Source organism: Candidatus Devosia phytovorans (assembly GCA_029202405.1).
GTDB lineage: Bacteria > Pseudomonadota > Alphaproteobacteria > Rhizobiales > Devosiaceae > Devosia > Devosia phytovorans.
In genome coordinates this window covers 2,804,037-2,824,099 of record CP119312.1, presented here as the reverse complement: position 1 = coordinate 2,824,099, position 20,063 = coordinate 2,804,037, and the positions used below count along the sequence as shown (strand labels likewise).

23 protein-coding genes are annotated in these 20,063 nt (G+C 60.9%); 22 read left to right on the top strand and 1 reads right to left on the bottom strand.

What is annotated here, in order from left to right; all coding sequences use genetic code 11:
- Window positions 1-220: 220 nt before the first annotated feature.
- The 14 genes from P0Y65_13985 to P0Y65_13920 all read left to right on the top strand — a co-directional run bounded on the left by P0Y65_13985 (window position 221) and on the right by P0Y65_13920 (window position 12,299).
- On the top strand, window positions 221-865 hold the full coding sequence (locus tag P0Y65_13985; GenBank protein ID WEK03298.1) for an RNA polymerase sigma factor: 645 nt from the start codon (window positions 221-223) through the stop codon (window positions 863-865).
- Between the two features lie 125 nt (window positions 866-990).
- Window positions 991-2,157, top strand: a complete 1,167-nt coding sequence (locus P0Y65_13980) for a flagellin (GenBank protein WEK03297.1) — start codon at window positions 991-993, stop codon at window positions 2,155-2,157.
- Window positions 2,158-2,209: 52 nt separating this feature from the next.
- Window positions 2,210-3,913, top strand: a complete 1,704-nt coding sequence (gene fliD, locus P0Y65_13975; protein ID WEK03296.1) for a flagellar filament capping protein FliD — start codon at window positions 2,210-2,212, stop codon at window positions 3,911-3,913.
- Entirely contained in the window at window positions 3,910-4,323 is a 414-nt protein-coding gene (locus P0Y65_13970; GenBank protein WEK03295.1) for a flagellar protein FliS, read from the top strand. Before fliD ends, P0Y65_13970 begins: the two co-directional genes overlap by 4 nt.
- Window positions 4,324-4,373: 50 nt before the next feature.
- Entirely contained in the window at window positions 4,374-4,820 is a 447-nt protein-coding gene (locus P0Y65_13965; protein ID WEK03294.1) for a hypothetical protein, read from the top strand.
- Window positions 4,821-4,841: 21 nt separating this feature from the next.
- A complete protein-coding gene (locus P0Y65_13960; protein ID WEK03293.1) occupies window positions 4,842-5,318 on the top strand; it encodes a periplasmic heavy metal sensor in 477 nt (158 codons plus the stop codon).
- Window positions 5,319-5,421: 103 nt separating this feature from the next.
- Window positions 5,422-5,694 carry a flagellar hook capping FlgD N-terminal domain-containing protein gene (locus P0Y65_13955; GenBank protein WEK03292.1) on the top strand — a complete coding sequence of 91 codons (273 nt, stop codon included), beginning with the start codon at window positions 5,422-5,424 and terminating at the stop codon, window positions 5,692-5,694.
- Window positions 5,695-5,704: 10 nt separating this feature from the next.
- Window positions 5,705-6,967: a flagellar hook protein FlgE gene (flgE, locus tag P0Y65_13950; protein ID WEK03291.1), complete on the top strand. Its 1,263-nt coding sequence runs from the start codon at window positions 5,705-5,707 to the stop codon at window positions 6,965-6,967.
- Window positions 6,967-7,182 carry a hypothetical protein gene (locus P0Y65_13945; GenBank protein WEK03290.1) on the top strand — a complete coding sequence of 72 codons (216 nt, stop codon included), beginning with the start codon at window positions 6,967-6,969 and terminating at the stop codon, window positions 7,180-7,182. The genes flgE and P0Y65_13945 overlap by 1 nt, the downstream gene beginning before the upstream one ends.
- Entirely contained in the window at window positions 7,179-7,613 is a 435-nt protein-coding gene (locus P0Y65_13940) for a flagellar protein FlgN (GenBank protein ID WEK03289.1), read from the top strand. The genes P0Y65_13945 and P0Y65_13940 overlap by 4 nt, the downstream gene beginning before the upstream one ends.
- An 11-nt stretch (window positions 7,614-7,624) precedes the next feature.
- The gene (gene flgK / locus P0Y65_13935; protein WEK03288.1) at window positions 7,625-8,968 is read left to right on the top strand and encodes a flagellar hook-associated protein FlgK; all 1,344 of its coding nucleotides are present in this window, start codon (window positions 7,625-7,627) and stop codon (window positions 8,966-8,968) included.
- Window positions 8,965-9,861: a flagellin gene (locus tag P0Y65_13930; GenBank protein WEK03287.1), complete on the top strand. Its 897-nt coding sequence runs from the start codon at window positions 8,965-8,967 to the stop codon at window positions 9,859-9,861. The genes flgK and P0Y65_13930 overlap by 4 nt, the downstream gene beginning before the upstream one ends.
- Before the next feature lie 265 nt (window positions 9,862-10,126).
- Window positions 10,127-10,711 carry a hypothetical protein gene (locus P0Y65_13925; GenBank protein WEK03286.1) on the top strand — a complete coding sequence of 195 codons (585 nt, stop codon included), beginning with the start codon at window positions 10,127-10,129 and terminating at the stop codon, window positions 10,709-10,711.
- On the top strand, window positions 10,668-12,299 hold the full coding sequence (locus tag P0Y65_13920; protein ID WEK03285.1) for a hypothetical protein: 1,632 nt from the start codon (window positions 10,668-10,670) through the stop codon (window positions 12,297-12,299). Before P0Y65_13925 ends, P0Y65_13920 begins: the two co-directional genes overlap by 44 nt.
- A gap of 103 nt (window positions 12,300-12,402) precedes the next feature.
- On the opposite strand, the gene P0Y65_13915 is transcribed toward P0Y65_13920, so the two are convergent.
- Complete coding sequence (locus P0Y65_13915) at window positions 12,403-12,600, bottom strand: hypothetical protein (protein ID WEK03284.1); 198 nt, start codon at window positions 12,598-12,600, stop codon at window positions 12,403-12,405.
- A 174-nt stretch (window positions 12,601-12,774) separates the two neighbouring features.
- Here P0Y65_13915 and P0Y65_13910 point away from each other — a divergent pair, with 174 nt between their 5' ends.
- The 8 genes from P0Y65_13910 to P0Y65_13875 all read left to right on the top strand — a co-directional run bounded on the left by P0Y65_13910 (window position 12,775) and on the right by P0Y65_13875 (window position 20,042).
- Window positions 12,775-13,446 (top strand): recombinase family protein, encoded by a 672-nt coding sequence (locus P0Y65_13910; protein WEK03283.1) that lies wholly within the window; start codon window positions 12,775-12,777, stop codon window positions 13,444-13,446.
- A 531-nt stretch (window positions 13,447-13,977) separates the two neighbouring features.
- On the top strand, window positions 13,978-14,358 hold the full coding sequence (locus tag P0Y65_13905) for a hypothetical protein (protein ID WEK03282.1): 381 nt from the start codon (window positions 13,978-13,980) through the stop codon (window positions 14,356-14,358).
- 2 nt (window positions 14,359-14,360) lie between these two features.
- Window positions 14,361-15,392, top strand: coding sequence for a site-specific integrase (locus P0Y65_13900; GenBank protein WEK03281.1), 1,032 nt, complete (start codon window positions 14,361-14,363; stop codon window positions 15,390-15,392).
- A 684-nt stretch (window positions 15,393-16,076) separates the two neighbouring features.
- Entirely contained in the window at window positions 16,077-16,574 is a 498-nt protein-coding gene (locus P0Y65_13895) for a hypothetical protein (protein ID WEK03280.1), read from the top strand.
- Window positions 16,574-17,167 (top strand): helix-turn-helix transcriptional regulator, encoded by a 594-nt coding sequence (locus P0Y65_13890; GenBank protein WEK03279.1) that lies wholly within the window; start codon window positions 16,574-16,576, stop codon window positions 17,165-17,167. The genes P0Y65_13895 and P0Y65_13890 overlap by 1 nt, the downstream gene beginning before the upstream one ends.
- Window positions 17,168-17,234: 67 nt before the next feature.
- Window positions 17,235-17,750 carry a ribonuclease HI gene (gene rnhA, locus P0Y65_13885; protein ID WEK03278.1) on the top strand — a complete coding sequence of 172 codons (516 nt, stop codon included), beginning with the start codon at window positions 17,235-17,237 and terminating at the stop codon, window positions 17,748-17,750.
- A gap of 170 nt (window positions 17,751-17,920) precedes the next feature.
- Window positions 17,921-19,204: a PD-(D/E)XK nuclease family protein gene (locus tag P0Y65_13880; GenBank protein ID WEK03277.1), complete on the top strand. Its 1,284-nt coding sequence runs from the start codon at window positions 17,921-17,923 to the stop codon at window positions 19,202-19,204.
- A gap of 43 nt (window positions 19,205-19,247) precedes the next feature.
- Window positions 19,248-20,042 (top strand): hypothetical protein, encoded by a 795-nt coding sequence (locus P0Y65_13875; protein WEK03276.1) that lies wholly within the window; start codon window positions 19,248-19,250, stop codon window positions 20,040-20,042.
- The last annotated feature ends 21 nt before the right edge of the window (window positions 20,043-20,063 follow it).

Sequence of the window (20,063 nt, the reverse complement as noted above, 5' to 3'; positions counted from 1 at the left end):
AAATTGTCTGGCACAGCAACATTGAGCAACGATCCGACCAACCACGGCAATGTCAGCCTGCCATCACTGCAGAATGCTAGGTATATTTTGCCGGTCCGTCGGCAAAAACTGCCCACTAAATAACTGAAATAACTGCGTTTTTCTCCGCCTGATTCTGGCCGGTGGCCCGTTCAACTCTTCGGAACCACAATTGTCACTGCATAGGTACCGAGGAACGGACATGGGCCTGGCTCTCAGAAACGCCCCAGACGCGGATCTTGCGCAAGTGAGCGCCGACGACCTTTCGCCGGTCACGCGCCCGCTCGACGACGATGATCTGTTGCTCGAGCGCATCGGCCGCGGCGAACAGGATGCCTTCCGCATGCTGGTCGAGCGTCACGTCGATCGCGCCTATGCTTTGGCGCTCCGCATCCTGCGCAGCGCTTCGGATGCCGAAGACGTGGCGCAGGACGTGCTGCTCAAGGTCTGGAGCACTCGCGGCTCCTGGCAGCCGGGCCGCGCACGCTTTTCGACCTGGCTTTATCGCGTGGTGACCAATCGTTGCCTCGACCTGCACCGGCGTCCGCGCAACGAGCAGATCGACGAGGTTCCCGAAACCGTGGACGGCGCCCCCGATGCGGTGGAAACCATCCATCGCAGCGAGGTCACCAGCCTCCTCGACCGCGCCATGGCCCGCCTGCCCGAGCAACAGCGCATTGCCCTGATCCTGAGCTACACCGACGACCTGCGCAATGCCGAGATCGCCGAGATCATGGGCACCACCGTCATGGCGGTCGAATCCCTGCTCAAGCGCGGTCGCCAGCAATTGCGCGCCCTGCTCTCGGGCGCCGAAGGCGACATCCGCGCCTCCTTTACCAACGATTAACCATAAAATCCGGGCCGCACACCCGCTCCGCCTGACTTCGCCCAACGGCCCGTTGAACCCGGTGAGCGCCATGCGCCAACGCCTCCAGCAGGGAGAGCGTCAAGGGACAGAACCAGGAGGCAATTATGCCCGTCATTTCGACCAATATCGCTGCCAATTCCGCAGTCCGCTACCTCAACATCAATTCGGCCGAACAGACTTCGTCGCTGAGCAAGCTGGCCAGTGGCTCGCGCATCACCCAGGCGTCCGATGACGCCGCAGGCCTTGCCATCGCCACCCGCATCAATTCCGACGTCACCGCCCTGACCCAGGCCGCCACCAACGCTTCCCATGGCGTTTCGGTGCTGCAGACCGCCGACGGCGGCGCCTCCAACATCACCGACATCCTGCAGCGCATGAAGTCGCTGGCATCGCAGTCAGCCTCGGGCACCGTCACCGATTCCGAGCGCGTCTATATCGATGCCGAATTCGCGCAGCTGGTCGACGAAGTTGACGGCATTGCCACCTCGACCCGCTACAATGGCGCCAGCCTTCTCGATGGCACCAGCTCCTTCTCGGGCACCGGCGTCACCGTCGTCGTCGGCTCCGACGCCACCGACACCATCAACGTCTCCATCGCCACGCTCAATGCCGAAGGCTTGGGCCTGACGACTGCTGAGGCCAGCGAGGCCGTGCTCACGGGAACGAGCACGACCTCGCTGTCGCTGGACGCCGAAGCAACGGCCTCCTTCACCATCAATGGCACCACGATCACCCTGGGTGACGAGGACAGCACTGGTGCTCAGACCATTTCGATGGAAGACATTGCCGCCGCCATCAACGCTGCCGACGATACCGGCGTGACCGCCAGCATTTCCGACACGGGCACCCTGGTCCTCACATCAACCGATACAGGCGCCGATGCAACGATCACTCTGGATGGCTTCGAGGGCATGACGGCGGCCACCCTGGGCATGGCGACCACCACCGCCAGCGGTCAGGACACCGGCGAGCTGAGCGTTTCCAGCCAGACCGGCGCCGCAGCCGCCATTGCCGCCATCGACGCGGCCATCGACCAGGTCTCGGAAGCTCGCGCCAATATCGGTGCGCTGGAATCGCGCTTCTCCTTCCGCTCGGACTCCATCGCCACCAGCATCGAAAACCTCAGCGCTGCCAGCTCGGCCATTTCCGATACCGACGTCGCTTCGGAATCGGCCAAGTTGGCCGCTGCCAAGGTCAAGACGCAGGCTGCTGTCGCTGCCGCCGCACAGGCCAGCCAGATGCCGCAGGATCTGCTCAAGCTGATGCAGTAGTCGCAACCGATCGGGGGTGCCGCACGCACCCCCGCATCACCGGGATCACGCCATGGCTTCCGTCAGTAGCACCACATCGCTCATCTCCAGCTCGCTCTCCTCGACCACGGCAACCACCGCGTCGTCATCATCGTCGTCCACCTCGGATATCGACTGGAACGCCCTGATCACTCTGGCGGTGGACGCCAAGCTGGCCAAGGCCGATAGCGTCGATCTCAAGATCACGGCCAACGAGGCCAAGATCGCGTCGTACCAGAGTATGCAGACCCTGCTGGGCGACGTCACGACAGCAGCCAACAGCCTGCGCGCCGCCTCCGGCACCAGCAATGCCAGCAGCAATATCTTCACCTCCCGCACCGCCTATCTTACTGCCAGCGACGGCACCTCGACCTCATCGGCCCTGGCCGCCACCGTCGAGAGCGGCGCGGCGATCGGCTCCCACGAGATCGTGGTCGAGCAGGTCGCCAAGGCGCATAAAGTGGCCGGCTCCGCCATCGCCTCCAAATCGACCGACCTTTCGCTCGATGGCACCATCAGCCTCGGTACCGGCGAGAACCTGGTTTCCATCACCATTACTGCCGACATGTCGCTGAGCGAGATCGTCGAGGCCATCAATGGCACGACCGAGAGTTCGGGCGTGCAGGCGAGCCTGCTGTCGGTGTCGGGCACCGACCATCGCATTGTACTGACCGCGGTGGAAACCGGTCTGCCCATCACCGCCGCCGACAATTACGGCGACACCGTCCTGCAGACCCTGGGCATCGTCGCCGAGGATGGCAGCTTCGCCAACCAGCTGCAGGCCGCCCAGTCCGCCATCCTGCAGGTCGATGGCCTGACCATCACGCGCACCAGCAATGATATCGACGACGTCATCGAAGGCGTGACCCTGCATGTCTATGCAACGACATCCGCCAGCGATCCGCTGACCCTCGAAGTCGGCACCGATCTGGCCAGCGTCAAGGAAGCCATCGTCGCGCTCGTCGATGCCTACAATGCCTATCGCGAATTCGCCTACGCCCAGCAGCAGATCCCGACATCCAGCAATGCCGAAACCACGGTGCTCTTTGGCGATGGCACGCTGCGCGCGATCACCAACCAGCTGGCCGAAGCCATTTCATCGCGCATTGGCGACACCGGCATGTCGCTGCTGGGCCTCAGCTTTGACAGCACCAATCAGCTGGTGCTGGACGAGACCGTGCTCGATGCAGCGCTCCTCGGCAATCTCGACGAGATCGAGGATTTGCTCAGCTTCCAGTTTACCGCCTCGACCACCAATCTGATGCTGCTGGCGCGCGGGACCACCGACCTCGGCAGCTTCACTCTAGACGTGACGACCGACAGCAGCGGCGCGCTCGTCTCGGCCGGGGTAGAGGGCGACGACAGCCTCTTTACCGTCAACGGCACCCGCATCATCGGCAAGACCGGCACGGCCTATGAGGGCTACACCTTCGTCTATGCCGGCACCACCAGCCAGTCGATCGCCATCACCACCCAGACCGGCCTCGCCGAATTGCTCTACAATGCGGCCAAGGGCGCGTCCGATACGGCCAGCGGCACGCTGGCCACGGTCATCGGCAATCTTGAAGACTACAATATCGATCTTCAGGCCAAGTCCGACGACATCCGCAGTCGCGCCGAGACCTACCAGACCAATCTGACCGCGCTCTATGCCCGCTACCAGGCGGCAATCGAGACGGCGGAATCCTCCCTCGACTATCTGACGACCCTTATCGACACCTGGAACAGCTCCTCATGACTCTTGCGTCCAACGCCGCCTTCGCGGCCTATCGCGCTGCTGCTGCTACCGTCCATCCCCGCGTCGCGGTGGTGCGTCTCTACGATGTGGCCCTGCGCTCCATCCGCCAGGCGATCCTTGCCAATCGCGACCGCAAGATCGAGGACGCCTATATCGCCATCAACAAGGCATGCCAGGTCCTGCGCGGCCTTTCGAGCAATATCATTGGCGACGACGACATGGCCCAGACCCTGCGCCAGACCTATCTGGCCAACATGATCTCCCTGCACAGCGCCTTTGGCAAACCCGATGCCGAACAGCGCTATGTGCGCATCGCTGCTGGACTTCTCGAACTGCGCAATGCCTGGGCCGGTGTCGCCGGCATGGCCCCATCAAACGATCTTGTCGCCGCAACGACTTCAATCCGCTAGCGAACAGCTTTACACTGTCATTCGTTGCGACGGACCCAGAAGAGGTAACGGTGACCCTTGAGGACTTCCAGGACGCGCTTGATACCCACGGGTGCAAGCTCTCCAACTGGCCCGCCGCCGAAGCGCGCGCCGGCTCTGCTTTGCTTGAACAATCGCGCCAAGCGCAGGTCCTGCTGGCAGAGGCCGAGCGGCTCGATGGCGCTTTGTCCGGCCTGCTGGCCGAACCCGTCAAGGCTCCCGACCGCCTGCGCAGCGCGCTCCTTGCCAGCCTGCCCGACGAAACCCGCACTGCCGATGTCCTGCAGTTTCCGCGACCCCAACCCGCGCCCGTCGTCATGGCGCCGGTCCGGCGCAGCTGGTCACGACCGGCGGCCTATGCTGCGGCAGCCATGGTTGTCTGCTTTGTTGGTGGCATCTGCACGCAGGCCGTGTTTTCTTCGCCCCACGACGTCGAATCCACCTATATCGCGGCGGTCTATGGCGATCTCGCCTACTAGGCCCCGGAGAGTAAGCCGCCCATGTCACCGCTGCGCCTTGGCCTGATCGTCTCGCTGGGTCTTAATATCTTCGTGCTGGGTTGGTGGGTCGGCGGTCTGTGGCGCGATCCGCGACCGATGGAGCCTCGCCCCTTCGTCATGGCCGATGTCGCCGCCAGCCGCCTTTCCCCCGAGACGCTCGAGGCCATCAAACCCACGCTCGATGCGGTCGATCATTTGCTCCAGCAGGGCTTTTCCGAGCGGGTCAGCATCTTCCAGGAGCTGACCCAGGCCGTCCGTGCCGAGCCCTATGACGAGGCCCGTGTCACCGACCTCCTGCTCCGGCTTGTCGATGCCCGCAAGCAGGCCGAAACCGAGCAATGGCGCCTGGTTGGCGACGCCCTGGCCGACCTCTCCGCTGCCGAACGCTCTGCCTTTGCCGAGATCGTCTTCCTCGGCCCGCGTGGTCCCGGCGGTCCGCCGCCGCCGGGCGGTCCCATGATGCCGCCGCCTCGCTGAACGCGCATTTCTGCGCCTGATTTTTCCATCCGGTCCGTTCCAACAATAACGGCGTCACGAACGCCATTGGAACCATGCGCCTCCGGCGCGATGCGAGGACCAGATGAGCGTTTCGGCAGTTTCGTCGACGGCAACAACCTACACTTCCAGCACGACGAGCGCGTCCAGCACCAGCTTCTCGCAGGAGGATTTCCTCTCCCTGCTGGTTGAACAGCTGCAGAACCAGAATCCGCTCGAGCCGACCAGCACCGATAAGGTGCTCGACCAGATGCTGAGCTATGCCAACTATGGCCAGCAGGCGCAGGTCAATGAGACGCTGAGCGCCATCAGCACCAAGCTGGACAATCTGACCAGTGCCCTGGACATCACGGTCTGAGGCCAGGGATATGAGCCTTTCAGCCGCGATCAGCTCGGCCGTCTCGGGTCTTAACGCGCAAAGCGCGGCCCTGGCCTCCGTTTCCAACAACCTCGCCAACTCCTCGACCGTTGGCTACAAGTCCGGCGACACCAGCTTCGCCAGCCTCGTCACCGGTACCGCCACCAAGACGACCTCGACCGGCGGCGTCATCAGTTCGGCCCGCTCCAATGTGGATCTCCAGGGCCTGCTCACCACGTCCACTGTCTCCACCAACATGGCGATTTCGGGCAATGGCATGTTCGTGGTCGCCGGTGACAGCAATAGCAGCGACCTGCTCTACACCCGCAACGGCGAGTTCACGGTCGATTCTGAAGGCTACCTCGTCAACAACGGCTATTACCTGCAGGGCTGGAAGACCGATGCCAGCGGCAACGTCATCGGCGGCACCAGCGCCAGCAGCCTGAGCGCCATCGACACCGATGGCATCGCCTCCGTTGCAGCGGCCACCACCACATCCAGCATGACGGCGAACCTGCCGGCGGAAGCCGAGGTCGGCGCAACCTTCACCAGTTCGCTCGAGCTTTATGACTCGCTCGGCACGGCCGCCACCACGACGGTGACCTGGACCAAGACGGCAGAAAATACCTGGAGCATCGCCTTCAGCGATCCCACGCTGTCCAGCGATCCGACCCAGGCCATCGGCTCGGTCACCAGCAGCGACATCACGGTCAATTTCAACGACGACGGCACCCTCGCCTCGACCTCTCCGGCCACCCCGTCCCTGACCATTGCTGGCTGGACCACGGGCGCTGCCACCAGCGCCGTCACGCTCAACCTGGGCGAGGCCGGTTCGGCCAGCGGGCTCAGCCAATATTCGAGCAGCGCATCCACACCCACGGTCAGCGTGACCTCGACCCAGGACGGCATGCGCTACGGGAGCCTCTCGGGCATCGATATCGGCGACGACGGCACCGTCTTCGCCAGCTATTCCAATGGCACCCAGATCGCCGTCTACAAGGTGGCCGTCGCCACCTTCTCCAATACCAACGGGCTGACGGCCCAGTCGGGCGGATTGTATTCGGCCAACAATGCATCGGGTTCGGCCACCTTCAAGCTCTCGGGCCAGGATGGTGCCGGCACGATCTTCGGCAGCCAGCTCGAAGCCAGCACGACCGACACCAATTCGGAATTCTCGCGCATGATGGCGGCGCAGCAAGCCTATTCCAGCGCTGCCCAGGCCATCACTGCGGCCAATGCCATGTTCGATACGCTGATCAGCGCGGTGCGCTGATGGATAACCAGCTTCATCTGCTCCGGCGCCTGCAGGGCGAGATCGCCGCCCTCGCCCCGGGCTCAGGCGACCGGCTGGCCGCCCTCGACCTGCAGCAACGCCTTACCGCCCTGCGCGATCGCCTCGTCGGCGAGCAGCAGGCAATCCGCCTCAAACTGGACACCGGACGGCTGCGCCGCCACGCCCTCGTAGCCTATGGGGAGTTTCCCAAATGAACGATGACATGCCCAGGATTGTCCCGGTCGAAACCATGCTGGTTCTGGTCGACCAGCTGATCGCCGTCGTGACCGAAGAAAATGATGCCCTGGCAAGCGGTGCACCCGCCGCCCTCGCCAGTACGATGCGCGACAAGACCCGGCTGGGTCGCGAGCTTGAGCATCACGTCCGGCTCGTCCGTTCGGGAATTCCGCTCGATCCGGCTGCGCCGCTCGAGCTGCGCCAGCGCCTTGTCGAGCGCGGCCAGGCCCTCACCGCCATCATGGCCGAAAATGCCGACCGGTTGCGTGGCGCTCTGGTGTCCACCCGCCGCCGCGTCGACGCCATCATGCGGGCCCTCCGCCAGCAGGAGACCCGCCCCGGCCCCTATTCCAACACCGGACGCCTGCAGGCCGACAGCCAGCCCTCGCAGGGCGGCCGCCTGGCCTGACGGGCACGACCATGTCGTTCAGCGCCATCCGCTCCACGGCCTATAGTGCGCTCAGCGCCTCCCAGGTGCGGACGCAGCTGGCGGCATTCAATATCGCCAATGCCGATACCGCCGGCTATTCGGCCAAGACCTCCACTCAGGTCACAACGCTCACCGGCACTCTGGGCACCGGCGTCTCGGTGTCCTCCATTGCCAGCAATGTTGACAAATACCTGCTGGCCGACATCGTCGCCTCGACCAGCAAGGCCAGCAATGCCACCACCATGGCCGATTTCGCCAGCCAGGTGCAGGCCCTGATGGGCTCGACATCGAGCAGCGACGGCTCCGGCACCTCGTTGGCGCAAATGCTGGCCGATCTTGAAACCGCCGCCAGCGATCTTGTCGCCTCGCCCAATTCGGCCACCGCCAAGGCCGAACTGGTCGCCGCGCTCGACGCCGTAACCTCCAGCCTGCGCAGCACCGGCAGCGCTATCCAGACCCTGCGCGGCCAGGCCGACACAGGCATCGCCGACAGCGTCGATACGGTCAACCAGGCGCTCGAAACCATTGCCGCGCTCAACACCCAGATCGTTTCGGCCAAAAACAGCGGCCAAAGCACGGCCGATCTCGAGGACCAACGCAACCTGGCGCTGCAGACCGTCGCTGGCCAGCTCGACATTGCCTATTCGGTCAATGCCGAAGGCGCCATGCTGGTCGGCACCAGGTCGGGCACCATCCTTGTCGGCAACAGCCTTAACCTGCTCTCCTATGATCCGGCCGCTGCCGCCACGGCGGACACGGTCTTCGGCGCCATCACCGTCAATGGCCAGGCGGTTTCGATCACTGGCGGCACCATCGGCGCCCTGCTCGACCAGCGCGACAGCGTGCTCCCGGCCATGGCCGACATGCTCGATACCCTGGCAGCCGGCTTGATCAATAGCATCAACACGGCCTATGGCGACGAGCTGCTCACCGGCTCGGGTGCCACCAGCATCGCCGTATCCGCCGACATCCTCGCCAATCCCGACCTGCTGCCTGCCGGCACTGCCCAAAGCCTCTCCGACGCCATCACCGGCGACTGGACCTTCGCGGCCTCCGGCCAGATCGGCGCCGGGACCAGTTCCTTCGCCGACTACGCCTCGACCATTCTGGGCCTTGCCGCGACGGCTTCCTCCACGGCCACCGCACGCGCCGAAAATGCCAGCACCGCTCTCACCGGCTATCAGGACGCCATGAGTTCGCTCACCGGCGTCAATGTCGACGAGGAAACCGCACGGCTGGCCGAGCTGGAGCAATATTATGCCGTGGCCGCGCAGATCCTGACCACGCTCAACGCCATGTTCGACAGCCTGCTCAGCGCGGCGCAATCGGCATGATCAACCGCGTCGCCACCTTTGCCATGAACCGCCAGATGCTCGATGCCTCGATGCAGACGCAGTCGCGCATGGCCAATATGCAGCTCCAGCAGGCATCGGGCCTCAAGTCGACCGACTATGGCGGCCTCGGCACCGATGCGCGCAAGCTGGTCGACCTCGAAGTCACCGCCGAGCGCGCCGCCCGCTACCAGGCGAGTGCCACCAGCGCCTTGGCCGATACCGACGCCATCTATGCTGCCCTCCAATCGATCAACGACCTTCTGACCAGCACCCGTACCCAGGTCGCCGGCGTCACCGGCACGGGGATCAGCGACAGCGCCATTGCCAGCCTCGCGGCCAACGCCAGCCAGGCCATCGAGGAACTGGCAAGCCTGCTCAACACCCGCCTGGGCGACCGCTACCTCTTTGCCGGCACCGCCACCGAAACCGCGCCCGTGAGCCTTGACGAGGACCTGACGGGGGAGGTGGCCGATACCAGCTACTATACTGGCAATGCCGAACATCTCTCCGCCCGCGTGTCCGAGCAACAGGCCATATCCTATGGCGTCACCGCCGGCGACATGGCCTTCGCCCAGGCCTTCGCCGCCCTCACCCAACTGGCCAGCGCCACCGACAGCACCGATCTGACCGCGGCCTACGACCTGCTCGGCCAGGCCGTCGACGGGGTCGCCGACAGCCTGGGACGCGTCTCCACGGCCGCCGCCGGCCTCGAACGCGCCGTCGCCCACCAGCAGGACCTCACCGCCTTCTACAGCGAGCAGATCGTCTCTCTGCGCGATGTCGACGTCACCGAGATCGCCGCCCAGCTGACCAGTTACGAAGCCCAGCTCCAGGCCTCCTACGCCGCCCTCGCCAAGATCCAGTCGCTGTCGCTCCTCGACTACCTGCGCTGATTCCGCCGGACCAAGCTGGGGCGCCCGCACAAACCGGCGACGGCGCGTAAACCCATCTGCAAAAAATCGGAAAACTGGTGCTGCCGGACAGGATTGAATTTAGCCGCCACGGCAAAGGATGATTGATTTTATTGACTAAATCGACTTCTCGAATGGCCTCTGTGTATCAACGGTGTGCATCCTTGGTCAAGCCTCGCGGCTTCAAGCCGAGTGCTATTTCGACCACCTGCGAATGTGTATTCTTGTTCTTGGTTGGAGTTTCGCCATGCTGCCCACATTCTCCCGGATTGTGAACCGTCGAGAGACGCTCAATCGCCAAAGGATCGACGCGCTCATTGGTCGTGCGTTTCCGCTGTACAATAAGATCGACAAGCATCGGCAGTTTGAGGGCACCGGCTCTCACATGATCCGGCACGACCACACGGAGGACATAAGCGAAGTGAGCAAGGCGAGTGCAGAGTTCGTCTTCCGCCGGACCACGTTGGCAAAATTCACTCTGCAAAAGGTTGACGAAACGCTACACGATCTGGCCAGTCAAATGGCCGGGGAGTTCGTGAAGCTCCTAGTCCGTAAGTTGGACGAAACAACAGAAGGCACAGGCCAAGTCGTTGATGGCGGCGGTCGAAAGTTTGACGGAGATTTGCTTCTTCAATCGCTGGAAACGGTTGAGTGGAGCTTCGACCCTTTTGGAAACTGGCGCCCCCCCGAGTTTTTTGGCGGGGCAGACGTAGAAGGTGCCTTTCGCGAAGTCCTCATGGACACTAACCTCCGACGGCGATTTGAAGTTCTCTATGCCCGGAAGTACCATGACCACCTTCATCGAGAGGCAGATCGAGTACTGGTTGGATAACCAAGGTGAACGGCGATATCAGCCAGCCTTTGTCCAGATGCTGGTCTCGGCTGGCTGGAACATTCTCCACAATACACGTCATGCGGCCTTGGAGTACGGCAAAGACGTAATCGCCCGAAGCCCGGAAGGGGGGCTTTACTGTTTCCAACTGAAAGGTCATCCCGGTGGTCGCCTAAAGAAGAGCGAGGCGGCGGGCCATTTGGTGCAGCTTACCGAGCTATTGGAAGTGCCAGTGTTTCCGCCTCACAAACGTAGCAAAGGGGAACGGCACACGGCCGTGTTTGTCACCAATGGCGAGGTGGATGAAGAGGCAATGGTGTTGTTTTCGACCACCGCCACTGCCCGTATTGAAAATCCACTGTGTCCCGCCGATCACTTCGAGGTTTGGGCTCGGGGCAAGCTCATCAGCATGTTCATTGGCACCGCTGGGAGGGTGTGGCCAACGTCGCCAGAAAGTACCAGGCAGATGCTAAATCATCTCGCACAGGACGGCCGCGACACCCCCAAGTTACTAGAATTCACAAACTTGCTTGCCGCCGCCATTCCCCCACCCGACAAGTCATTCAGCGGGCCAGCGAAACTCGCGAGCATCACGTCACTTTTTCTGATGGCGGAAATTATGAAAGCGCCGTGGTACGCAACCGCGAACCACCACGCGTTGTTTTCGCTCACGGTCGTCACCGCTGTGTACGCGATCAGGTTTGCCGACATCGAGAAGCGGCGCAAACTCATTCGCGACTATGCGGAACAGGTTATCGACCATGCTAAAGACCTAGTGCTGGAGGCAAAGGAGCGAGACCTCGCCCCGGACCTCACGTGGGTGGAACATGACGCGTTATCGGAGGTAGATATCATGTTCCAGCGTAGGAATATGGTGGCCGACTGTGCGGCAATTCTCTTACTTACGGACCGCATCCGCGACGAAGATCAACGCAGCTATGCTCGATCGCTTGTGCAAGAGAGCGTTCTCCATCCCAAAATCTGGGGCCAAGGCGCGCTACCATCATTGCTTGTACGATTTTGGGCGACCACCTCTTGGGCACCCCCCAGCGTTGATCGCACTCTTGGAGACCACATCCAATTGGTACTGTATGCGAGCGATGAACAGATGGACGGCATTCTCCCACCGGCTGCGCCATATTTTGACTTCGAGGATTGTTGGGCAAGGAATACCGGGCATCCCTTCTTCGCGAACGATGATGTTTTTGACGACAATCCGAGAAGGCACCTATGGTTTATGAGGGCATTTGTGTTTGCCCTAGCGCGCCGGAATTGGAAGCAGACGTGCAAAGCATTGTGGCCCGCTTTCACTCGTGTTGTTCACGAGGAGCCTGAATTGCCCGACGATGCGTTCTTCGACGCGCGATATGCACAAGAGGGCAAAATGCGAACCTATACGTTCCAGCGATACGAGTGGCAGTCTCTGTTGGAAGCTGGGCGATCGCTGGAGGCAAAGGCCGCCTTTTTGGCTCCTTTCGGTGACCTTGATTGGCTCTTTGCTGCCTATGTTTCAGCGGTTCCGTATCGAGCGTGGCCCGGAGTTCTTATTTGGCTTGATAGGCGCCTGACCCCGCCAGCTTGGTACTAGTGCCCAAAAAATGCCAGAAAAATCCGTGGGGTAGAACTCGACAGTCGTGGCTGTCAGATACCCCCCGGTGGGGTGGTTTCGCCCACGTAGTCCCGGTTGCGACCTATTCGCAGACGATGAAGCTGCCTTGCCCACGGAAATCGTTCCACACCATAGGGTCACGACAGACGGTCTCACTGCCCTTCTGCACTGTGTACCCGGCAAGCACCCCGTTGGTGTCCACCCGAGCAACAGCCTGGGCAACCGCCGCGCCGACGCCGCCGACCGTCAGGCCGATCACCAAGCCAATCGCAAATCTCATGCTTAACTTCCTCCGGTGTCATTTTGATAAGCGACGAAAGCCAGCTCTTGCAAGGGCTTGCTCTCGCTCGATGACCTCTGCGTGGACCCGGCTTGTCAGCCACAACGAACGTTGACATTAGACAAGTACCTAACTAGAAGCCTTGTCAGCCACAACGGATACAGATGACAAACCATGAGGCAGTACGTCACCTACACGCGGGTAAGCACTGATGAACAGGGCCGCTCCGGTCTTGGTCTTGAGGCGCAGCAGCGGGATATCGACATATTCCTCCACCAGTTCTCGGAAGTGCCGTATGAGGTCGTCGGGGCATTCCAAGATATGCTCTCTGGTGCCACCGAGGATCGCCCCGAGCTACAGAAGGCGCTCCGGCTGGTTCGCGAGACCGGCGCTGAATTGTTGGTAGCAAAGCTCGACCGACTTAGCCGCAAGGTATCGTTCATATCCGGGCTGATGGAGGACCCCAAGGTGCGCCTACGGGTTGCCCAGATGCCCCACGCCGACAAGTTCCAATTGCATATTTATGCGGCTCTGGCCGAGCAGGAACGGGATTTCATATCGAAGCGCACCAAGGCGGCGCTACAGGCCGCGAAGGCACGAGGCACCAAGCTAGGGGGATTGCGAGACAAGACCATGAAGCGGAACGAGGCGCTACGGATCAAGACTGCTCAAGACGATGGGCGCGTATTGAAAGTGATTGCCCCGCTACAGGCCGGGGGGAAGAACCTTTCCCAGATTGCGGCGCTTCTCAATGAAATGACGGTGCCAACTGCTAGGGGCGGCGCTTGGACGGCAAAGCAGGTCTCGCGCATTGTGGACCGCGCGAACAATGGAGCCGCACAATGATCGCCACGGTAGTTTCGTTCGTCGGCTGGGGGACCATCGCAGCTATGGCTTTGGCGGGAGCGTGGGGAGTGTACGACCTGTTTCGCCTCAAATGATTAGGGCGATTAGGCCGCCGACTAGGACATAACGCCGTCCACTAGGGGGACGATATAACTATTCAATAAACCTTATGGTTATGGGCGGTCTCGCTGGCAGCGCAGGTATGACCGATATGGTCTGCTATTGGAGCCCCAGAGGCTGGTCCCACTCCTCCCGTCCCCATCTCCAAGCCTCCAAGGGTCTGCCGGTCGTCAGGTCGCGGTTTAGGCAGGGTGCGACAATCTGACCACGCCGTCACCATGCGGTGACCCTCCACTCCCTCCCGCCTTTTCCCACACCACACCCCGCCTCACTCGCATAGTCACCATACCGCGACGTGTTTTTCGTCCCGCTCCGATGGTCTCCATGTGGTGACCTCATTCTTGTTGCCCGGTGTTGAACCGTGTGCCCAATGGGCAACCGTCAATCCACTCGTGACGGGGCACCTCCTCAATGAAACATCTTTCGATAGACGCCATCGCTAATGCCGAGGCGCTGTGTCTGCACCACCTAATCGCCGCTGATGATGCGCTCCTGGGGGCCGCTTGCGAGGTCGCGCTGGGGCGGTGCCAGACCAATGCGCTGAACGCGCTGCGGACCTCTGCCGACTTCCTCTACCAAATCGCCTTTGCCTTGATTGGCTCAGCTTCCTTGAACAATAGCGAGGTCTTGGAGCCGTACAGGTTCGCGCTCGCCAAGCTCATCGAGTTTGCCGCCATGCTTCCGTCCGATGCCCAGACGGTGCCCTGCAAATGGTTCGGGACTTTGGCTCATGCCGTTGAACCGACGCCCATCATGCCCTCGTCCAGCTACGGCAACGGCGGGGAGGTCTGACCATGGCAAGACACCGAGGCAAGCTCTGGCAAGCTGATATTCGCACTGCTGATGGCATCCGGCTCCGCCCAACCTTCAAGACCGAGAGCGCCGCAATGGCGTGGGAGAAGGCGGCGAGGGCGGCAGTAGTGGAAGGCAGACCGCTCCCGCCAGCCAATAACACCAGCCGGGGCACGGGGTCTCGCGACCTGACGCTCCTCGGCAAACTGTTCGACCACGTATCGCGCACCGAATGGGCAACCATGAAGGCTGCTACAACGCTCATCCGCAACGGGCAGGTGTGTATGGATCATTTCGGGCGGAACAAGGCTGTTGCCACAATCACGTCAGCGGACATTGCCGACTTCCGGGTCACTCTCGCGGAAAGTGGATTGGCCCAGCCAACCATCAACCGGAAATGCTCTGCGCTCTCCAAGATGCTGAACGTCGCCTGGGAAGCTGGAGCCTTGGACGCCGTGCCCAAGTTCCGGTGGACGCGGGAGGAGCAAACCAAATTCAGGTACATGGACGATATCGAGGAGCGGGCCGTTCTCGCTTTCCACAAGGCGCAGGGCTGGGACGACCTCCACGACCTGACGATCCTTCTGGTGGACACGGGGGCGCGGTGCTTCTCGGAAATGCTGCCCGTGCGCTGGGACGCCTTCGGCCCGCACCTCGCCAGCGTAACCTTCTGGCACACCAAGAGCGGCAAGCCGCGAACGGTGCCGCTGACCAAGCGGGCTCGTGAGATCGTCAAGGCTCGTCGTATAACCCACGGCCCTCTGAACGGCCCCTTCTCGGGGCTGAACAAGAACACCATGCGCTCTCGCTGGGACGCTATGCGAGCAACGACAGGGCTGGCCGATCTAACGCCGCACACCATGCGCCACACGTGTTGCACGAGACTGGTATTGGGCGGCGTCGATATCAAGCGGGTCATGCAGTGGATGGGCCACGACGCGATTGCCACCACCATGCGCTACATGCAGGTCCGTCCGACCGACTTGGAGGACGTTCTTCGGGTCTTGGAGGGGAGCGGGGCAGGGGCGGCATAGCTTCGTGGTCACAATGTTGGTCACAGCGCCATGCGCAAAGCCCTAAAACTCTTGGACATGCAGAGGATATTCAGAAAAGAACGTTATATTTCAATGGTTTGTCTGATTTTTACCTATTGACCGGAGTGGTGGGCTGCACCATATTGCGCTCATCGGACAACTCATGCCGTCCGTGAAAGCCTTTTGGGGCCGTGGCCCGCAACCCACGATGACATAGCCGGGCTCCGTAAGGGGCTCCCCGCAACCAAGCTGACATGATCCTCTCGGGTCACCCGTACCGCCCCCTCTCGAAGCCCACACGGGCACCGAGCGAAACCCCGTGCGCGCGCCGTCAGCACCCGCCCTTCCCCTCGCGGCTCAAACCGCACGACGCCACCGGCTTGCCCGGCGGGGTCTGTTCTTTCTCATCGTGAATAAGAAACCCTCGGGCCTTGGATTGGGTCGGGGGAGCCGTCCAGCGCACCGTGACGGCAGCAGCATGGAATAAGTCTGCGATGACAATAACGGGCGATACGCGCTGCCATTGGGCAGTGCCGGTCAGTGCCTTTGCGGGGGTGCTGGTCGTCTGTTTCCGCAAACTGACCCGGCAGCATCCGGGGCACTATGAAACTATGCCGTCCGCGTCGGTCTATCTGTTTTTACGAGCCACCGGACAGCACCCCCAACACAATCGAAAGGTCACCCATGGTCGCCAGCGAAAGCACCATCGACACCAACACCATCACTACGGACCCGCCTTCTCCTAACCCTCCAGCCCCAGAGGAAGCCCGCGCGCTCCTCGAAAGCCAATCCACCTACAACCTCAAGCAATCCGCCCTCTACGCCGTCAGGGACCTCGCCAGAGCCCTCGCCGGGGGCAAGAAAGCGGACCCGCATATTCCTTCCACTGTACGCCTTGTGGCTCATGTCGAGCTGCACTTCATGGCCTTGTCGCTGGCATTGCCATTGCGCCAGGCCGAGACCGCCGGGAACCGTCCAGTTGAACCTGATTGGGCAGACCTCCGCTCCGTCCTCTCCTCCGCCTCCCGCGATGCGCGATACCTCAAGCGGCTCTGCAACTATGGTTGGGTGCCGGACAACGTGGTCGAACCCCTTCGTATTTTGCGGGAGATCAGGGAGAAGCTGGAGGTCATCCGAAGGCTTACCCCCGAGGTCAAGCCGACCACGAACCTTGCGGCCTGATGGAGTACCACCAAGACCAACTCGACAGGGCTACGGGGGAAGTCCTCCGGGTCAGCATAGGCGATTGGATCACCCTGACCGAACTCGGCAATCTGAAAGGCGTCGGTCCTCGGCGGGTCCGCGCCCTCCTTGTCGAACTCGGTTTTCTTGTCTCCGAGGGCCACAGCCGTAATCTCCGTCTCCGGCTCGCTGATTGGGTGACAGAGCGCGGATGGGGAAAGCGGCAACGCTCATACCGTGGCACGCCGTTCGACGTGATCGGTCCAGAAGGTCGTGCTTGGATTGAGGAGCGGTGGGACGACGCTGTAGGTGAGTTCTCCGAACTGTCCACCCAAGGGCAAACCGCACGGGACCATCTGGCCGCCTTTCGGGAACTGCGGAAGAACCCCGACATGCCAGTACAGGAGCAAGTCTGCTGGCTGGTCTATCACTACCCCGGCCTCTCACAGACCGAGAAGGCAAGGATCATCGGGGTGACCCAGCAGGTCGTGAGCAAGTTCGAGGGTATTCGCCGTCGTCAGCTAGACAAGCTCATCGCTCAACGTAATGCCATTCTGGCACCTATCGGGTCTCGTCTACATCACCATGATTAGTGGTGGGTAGATTACGGAAGCCCACAACCAACCCAAAACAAAACCGACATACCAAGGAGAAGACCGCATGAGCGCGTCTGACAACGGCATTGCTATGCCACCGAGTTACACCGACTACTCCATCCACACGGACGGTGCTTGCTCCGGCAATCCCGGCCCCGGAGGCTGGGGAGCAATCATCATCCACTGGGACGGCAGCAATCCAGCCCATCGGCAGGAGCATTGCGGAGGTCTCCCTGCCACCACCAATAACCAGATGGAGCTTACCGCTGCCATCCACGGAATTGGTCTCCTCGCGACCAGCGAGGGTTTCGACCCAGCATTGCCAATCAAGGTCCACAGCGACAGCGAATATGTCGTACTCGGCATGTCCACGCGGCTGGAGAAATGGAAAGCCAACGGCTGGCGAACCAGCGACAAAAAGCCGGTCAAGAACCGAGAGCTATGGGAGAAGCTGGACCAGACGGTTCAGGGGCTCGATATCGAATGGCTTTGGACCAAAGGCCACGCTGGCAACCTTCTAAACGAGCGGGCGGATGCACTGGCGCGAGAGGGCATGGACCCGTTCTTGGCAGCGGCATAGCTACTCGATGCACAATTAGATGGCTCCGGCACTTGCCTCCGGGGTCATCTGCTTTGCCGGTCAGGTTGCCTCGAATGATAGGGCTTGGCGGGTATGATCGGAGATGCTTGCCGCCCGCATCAAATCAGCCCAAAGCTGGCAGCGGTTTCAGCAAGCATTTGTGGTCGTACATGAAGCACGATGACCTCGAAGAACTTTTCGTCAACAATCAGGATCTTCATCGACTTGGCACATACCTAAACCGGTTCAATCCAATCAAGACCATGCGGATGCAGAGCATGGAAATCCGGCATTCCGCTATTCTGGCTTGGCTACTGGACCCCCGTGAGACCCACGGCCTCGAGGACAAGTTCCTTCGCGCCTTTCTTAGCGAGGCGATGCGCGGTCAAAGCCACTTGGGCAGTCCCAGCGCCTTGGAGATTTCACAAGCGGACCTAAGGGATGCAGAGGTTCGACGTGAATGGCAGAACATCGACATTTTCGTTCTTCTGCCACGGCTCAAGTGGGCGTTCATCATCGAGAATAAGTTCAATAGCACCCAGCACGAAGGCCAGCTTTCTAAGTACGCCGAGCGTGTGAAGTCGATCTTCGAGCCGCAGGAGGGGATACTCAAGGTTCGGGGCGTTTTCTTAACGTTGCACGACGAGGAACCGGCCGACGACGGTTATGTGCCCATCCTTTATGCGTCGATTTGCGAAATTCTACCTGACGTGTTGGAGGCAAATTCCGAAACACTACGCACCGACGTTGCGATGTTCGTCGGGCACTATTTGGAAGTTATTCGAGAGGCTACGGGCATGAGCAGCGAACGGGATGAAATGGAGGCTTTGGCGCGCCAGCTATATCGCTCCCATCGGAAGGTACTCGATTTCATCATGGAGCATGGTGCGAGGACCGATTTCATACTGGCCGTCGAAAGTGTCTTCGGCGAGCAGTTGACCTACCACAACGAGTTTCAGGTTGGGGATCAGTGGTTTGTGTACAGCTATCACAATCACTTTCAGGCAAGTTTCCTACCGAAACTGTGGGTGGATGGCTTTGACCAAGAACTAACCTGGGAGGGTTGTGACGGCTGGTGGGCAGAATATCCCCTGATCTGCTGGTTCCAACTGAACGAGGACATGGACGCGGGCTCGGGCAGCTTGTCACTGATTGCCGAGGTCGGACCTGCCGCACCTTTCGAGTTCCGTAGTGCCCTTGTCGCCAGCATTCGGGATGCAGCGGCCCAGAACCACCCCAAGTTGGTTGGATTTCAGAAGGGTGCTGCCAACGAAGGCAAAAAGTTCTCGAAATTCCTGCGAAGCAACGACATTCACATTGCCGACATTCAAAACGCCGAGGAGATCGACCGGGCTATGAGGGCGCTGCTGGTCAAGTTCAAAGGCGTGTTCGAAATGGTTGGCGAGTTGCTGCCCCAATTTAGGAAATACGGGGTCGTTCCGAATACCCGATAGGTCGCTTCTCGATGGTACACCCAATTTGTAGGGAACACGCGAAGTGACCAGAAAATCCCTATGGACAATGATCTCTGTCTTTGCCGCCCTTTGGGGCGCGCTGTACGTGATGTTTTGGTATCAGCGGTCTGGCTGCTTTGCCTTGTTCGACCGGCTCTGCAACGACGCGCCCATAGCTTGGTTGGAACGCCTTGTCTCCCTGTGGTGGGTGAAGGATTATCAGGAGCTAGTTGCCGCCGTTATCGCCCTTGTCGCTGCCATAGTCGTGGGACGACCTGTTTATATCCAACTTCGAGAAGCGCGGCGTCAGTCCTCGGCCTCAGCGATCCCAAATATCAAGGGCGTGGCGTTGGAACTGGAGGAATACCTAGCCCACCTTGAGAAAATAAGACCGGCCGTATTCCGTCTGTCGTCATTGCTCCAGTCCTATGACACCGAGAACTACCACCGGCTATTTGAATTTTGGCCCAAGGAAGTCAGTGCTGTCGTCGACAGACTATTTGAGCTTATCGAAGCTCTTGAGAGGAGTTCTACCCGTGGTTACGCTGTAGACTACCTTTTGGAGCAGCGGGGAATTAGGCTCACCACTACGCTACGTGATGAACTCATGTTGCTGAACACCACTTTCCGCCATTCGACCTCTGGCCCAGATGCAGAGCATGGCGAAGATGATATGAGCGAAATGGCAAATGCGGCCCGAGATAGGGTAGGCGAGACTTGGTCGCTCTGGGTCATTTGGCGGGTCGATTACATTCTTGCGGTTCGCAAGCGAGTTGCGGAGGCTTGGTCGAAAGTTCGCAAGCTCGAAGACGAAGCACTCGGCACAGCAAGCAAATAGCCTGACAACACGCTGGCGCAC

What these genes read in the sequence shown, in the direction of transcription:
- P0Y65_13985 (WEK03298.1), top strand. Translation starts at nt 221, where the DNA reads ATGGGCCTGGCTCTCAGAAACGCCCCAGACGCGGATCTTGCGCAAGTG.
- P0Y65_13980 (WEK03297.1), top strand. Translation starts at nt 991, where the DNA reads ATGCCCGTCATTTCGACCAATATCGCTGCCAATTCCGCAGTCCGCTAC.
- fliD (WEK03296.1), top strand. Translation starts at nt 2,210, where the DNA reads ATGGCTTCCGTCAGTAGCACCACATCGCTCATCTCCAGCTCGCTCTCC.
- P0Y65_13970 (WEK03295.1), top strand. Translation starts at nt 3,910, where the DNA reads ATGACTCTTGCGTCCAACGCCGCCTTCGCGGCCTATCGCGCTGCTGCT.
- P0Y65_13960 (WEK03293.1), top strand. Translation starts at nt 4,842, where the DNA reads ATGTCACCGCTGCGCCTTGGCCTGATCGTCTCGCTGGGTCTTAATATC.
- P0Y65_13955 (WEK03292.1), top strand. Translation starts at nt 5,422, where the DNA reads ATGAGCGTTTCGGCAGTTTCGTCGACGGCAACAACCTACACTTCCAGC.
- flgE (WEK03291.1), top strand. Translation starts at nt 5,705, where the DNA reads ATGAGCCTTTCAGCCGCGATCAGCTCGGCCGTCTCGGGTCTTAACGCG.
- P0Y65_13945 (WEK03290.1), top strand. Translation starts at nt 6,967, where the DNA reads ATGGATAACCAGCTTCATCTGCTCCGGCGCCTGCAGGGCGAGATCGCC.
- P0Y65_13940 (WEK03289.1), top strand. Translation starts at nt 7,179, where the DNA reads ATGAACGATGACATGCCCAGGATTGTCCCGGTCGAAACCATGCTGGTT.
- flgK (WEK03288.1), top strand. Translation starts at nt 7,625, where the DNA reads ATGTCGTTCAGCGCCATCCGCTCCACGGCCTATAGTGCGCTCAGCGCC.
- P0Y65_13930 (WEK03287.1), top strand. Translation starts at nt 8,965, where the DNA reads ATGATCAACCGCGTCGCCACCTTTGCCATGAACCGCCAGATGCTCGAT.
- P0Y65_13925 (WEK03286.1), top strand. Translation starts at nt 10,127, where the DNA reads ATGCTGCCCACATTCTCCCGGATTGTGAACCGTCGAGAGACGCTCAAT.
- P0Y65_13920 (WEK03285.1), top strand. Translation starts at nt 10,668, where the DNA reads ATGACCACCTTCATCGAGAGGCAGATCGAGTACTGGTTGGATAACCAA.
- P0Y65_13915 (WEK03284.1), bottom strand. Translation starts at nt 12,600, where the DNA reads ATGAGATTTGCGATTGGCTTGGTGATCGGCCTGACGGTCGGCGGCGTC.
- P0Y65_13910 (WEK03283.1), top strand. Translation starts at nt 12,775, where the DNA reads ATGAGGCAGTACGTCACCTACACGCGGGTAAGCACTGATGAACAGGGC.
- P0Y65_13905 (WEK03282.1), top strand. Translation starts at nt 13,978, where the DNA reads ATGAAACATCTTTCGATAGACGCCATCGCTAATGCCGAGGCGCTGTGT.
- P0Y65_13900 (WEK03281.1), top strand. Translation starts at nt 14,361, where the DNA reads ATGGCAAGACACCGAGGCAAGCTCTGGCAAGCTGATATTCGCACTGCT.
- P0Y65_13895 (WEK03280.1), top strand. Translation starts at nt 16,077, where the DNA reads ATGGTCGCCAGCGAAAGCACCATCGACACCAACACCATCACTACGGAC.
- P0Y65_13890 (WEK03279.1), top strand. Translation starts at nt 16,574, where the DNA reads ATGGAGTACCACCAAGACCAACTCGACAGGGCTACGGGGGAAGTCCTC.
- rnhA (WEK03278.1), top strand. Translation starts at nt 17,235, where the DNA reads ATGAGCGCGTCTGACAACGGCATTGCTATGCCACCGAGTTACACCGAC.
- P0Y65_13880 (WEK03277.1), top strand. Translation starts at nt 17,921, where the DNA reads ATGAAGCACGATGACCTCGAAGAACTTTTCGTCAACAATCAGGATCTT.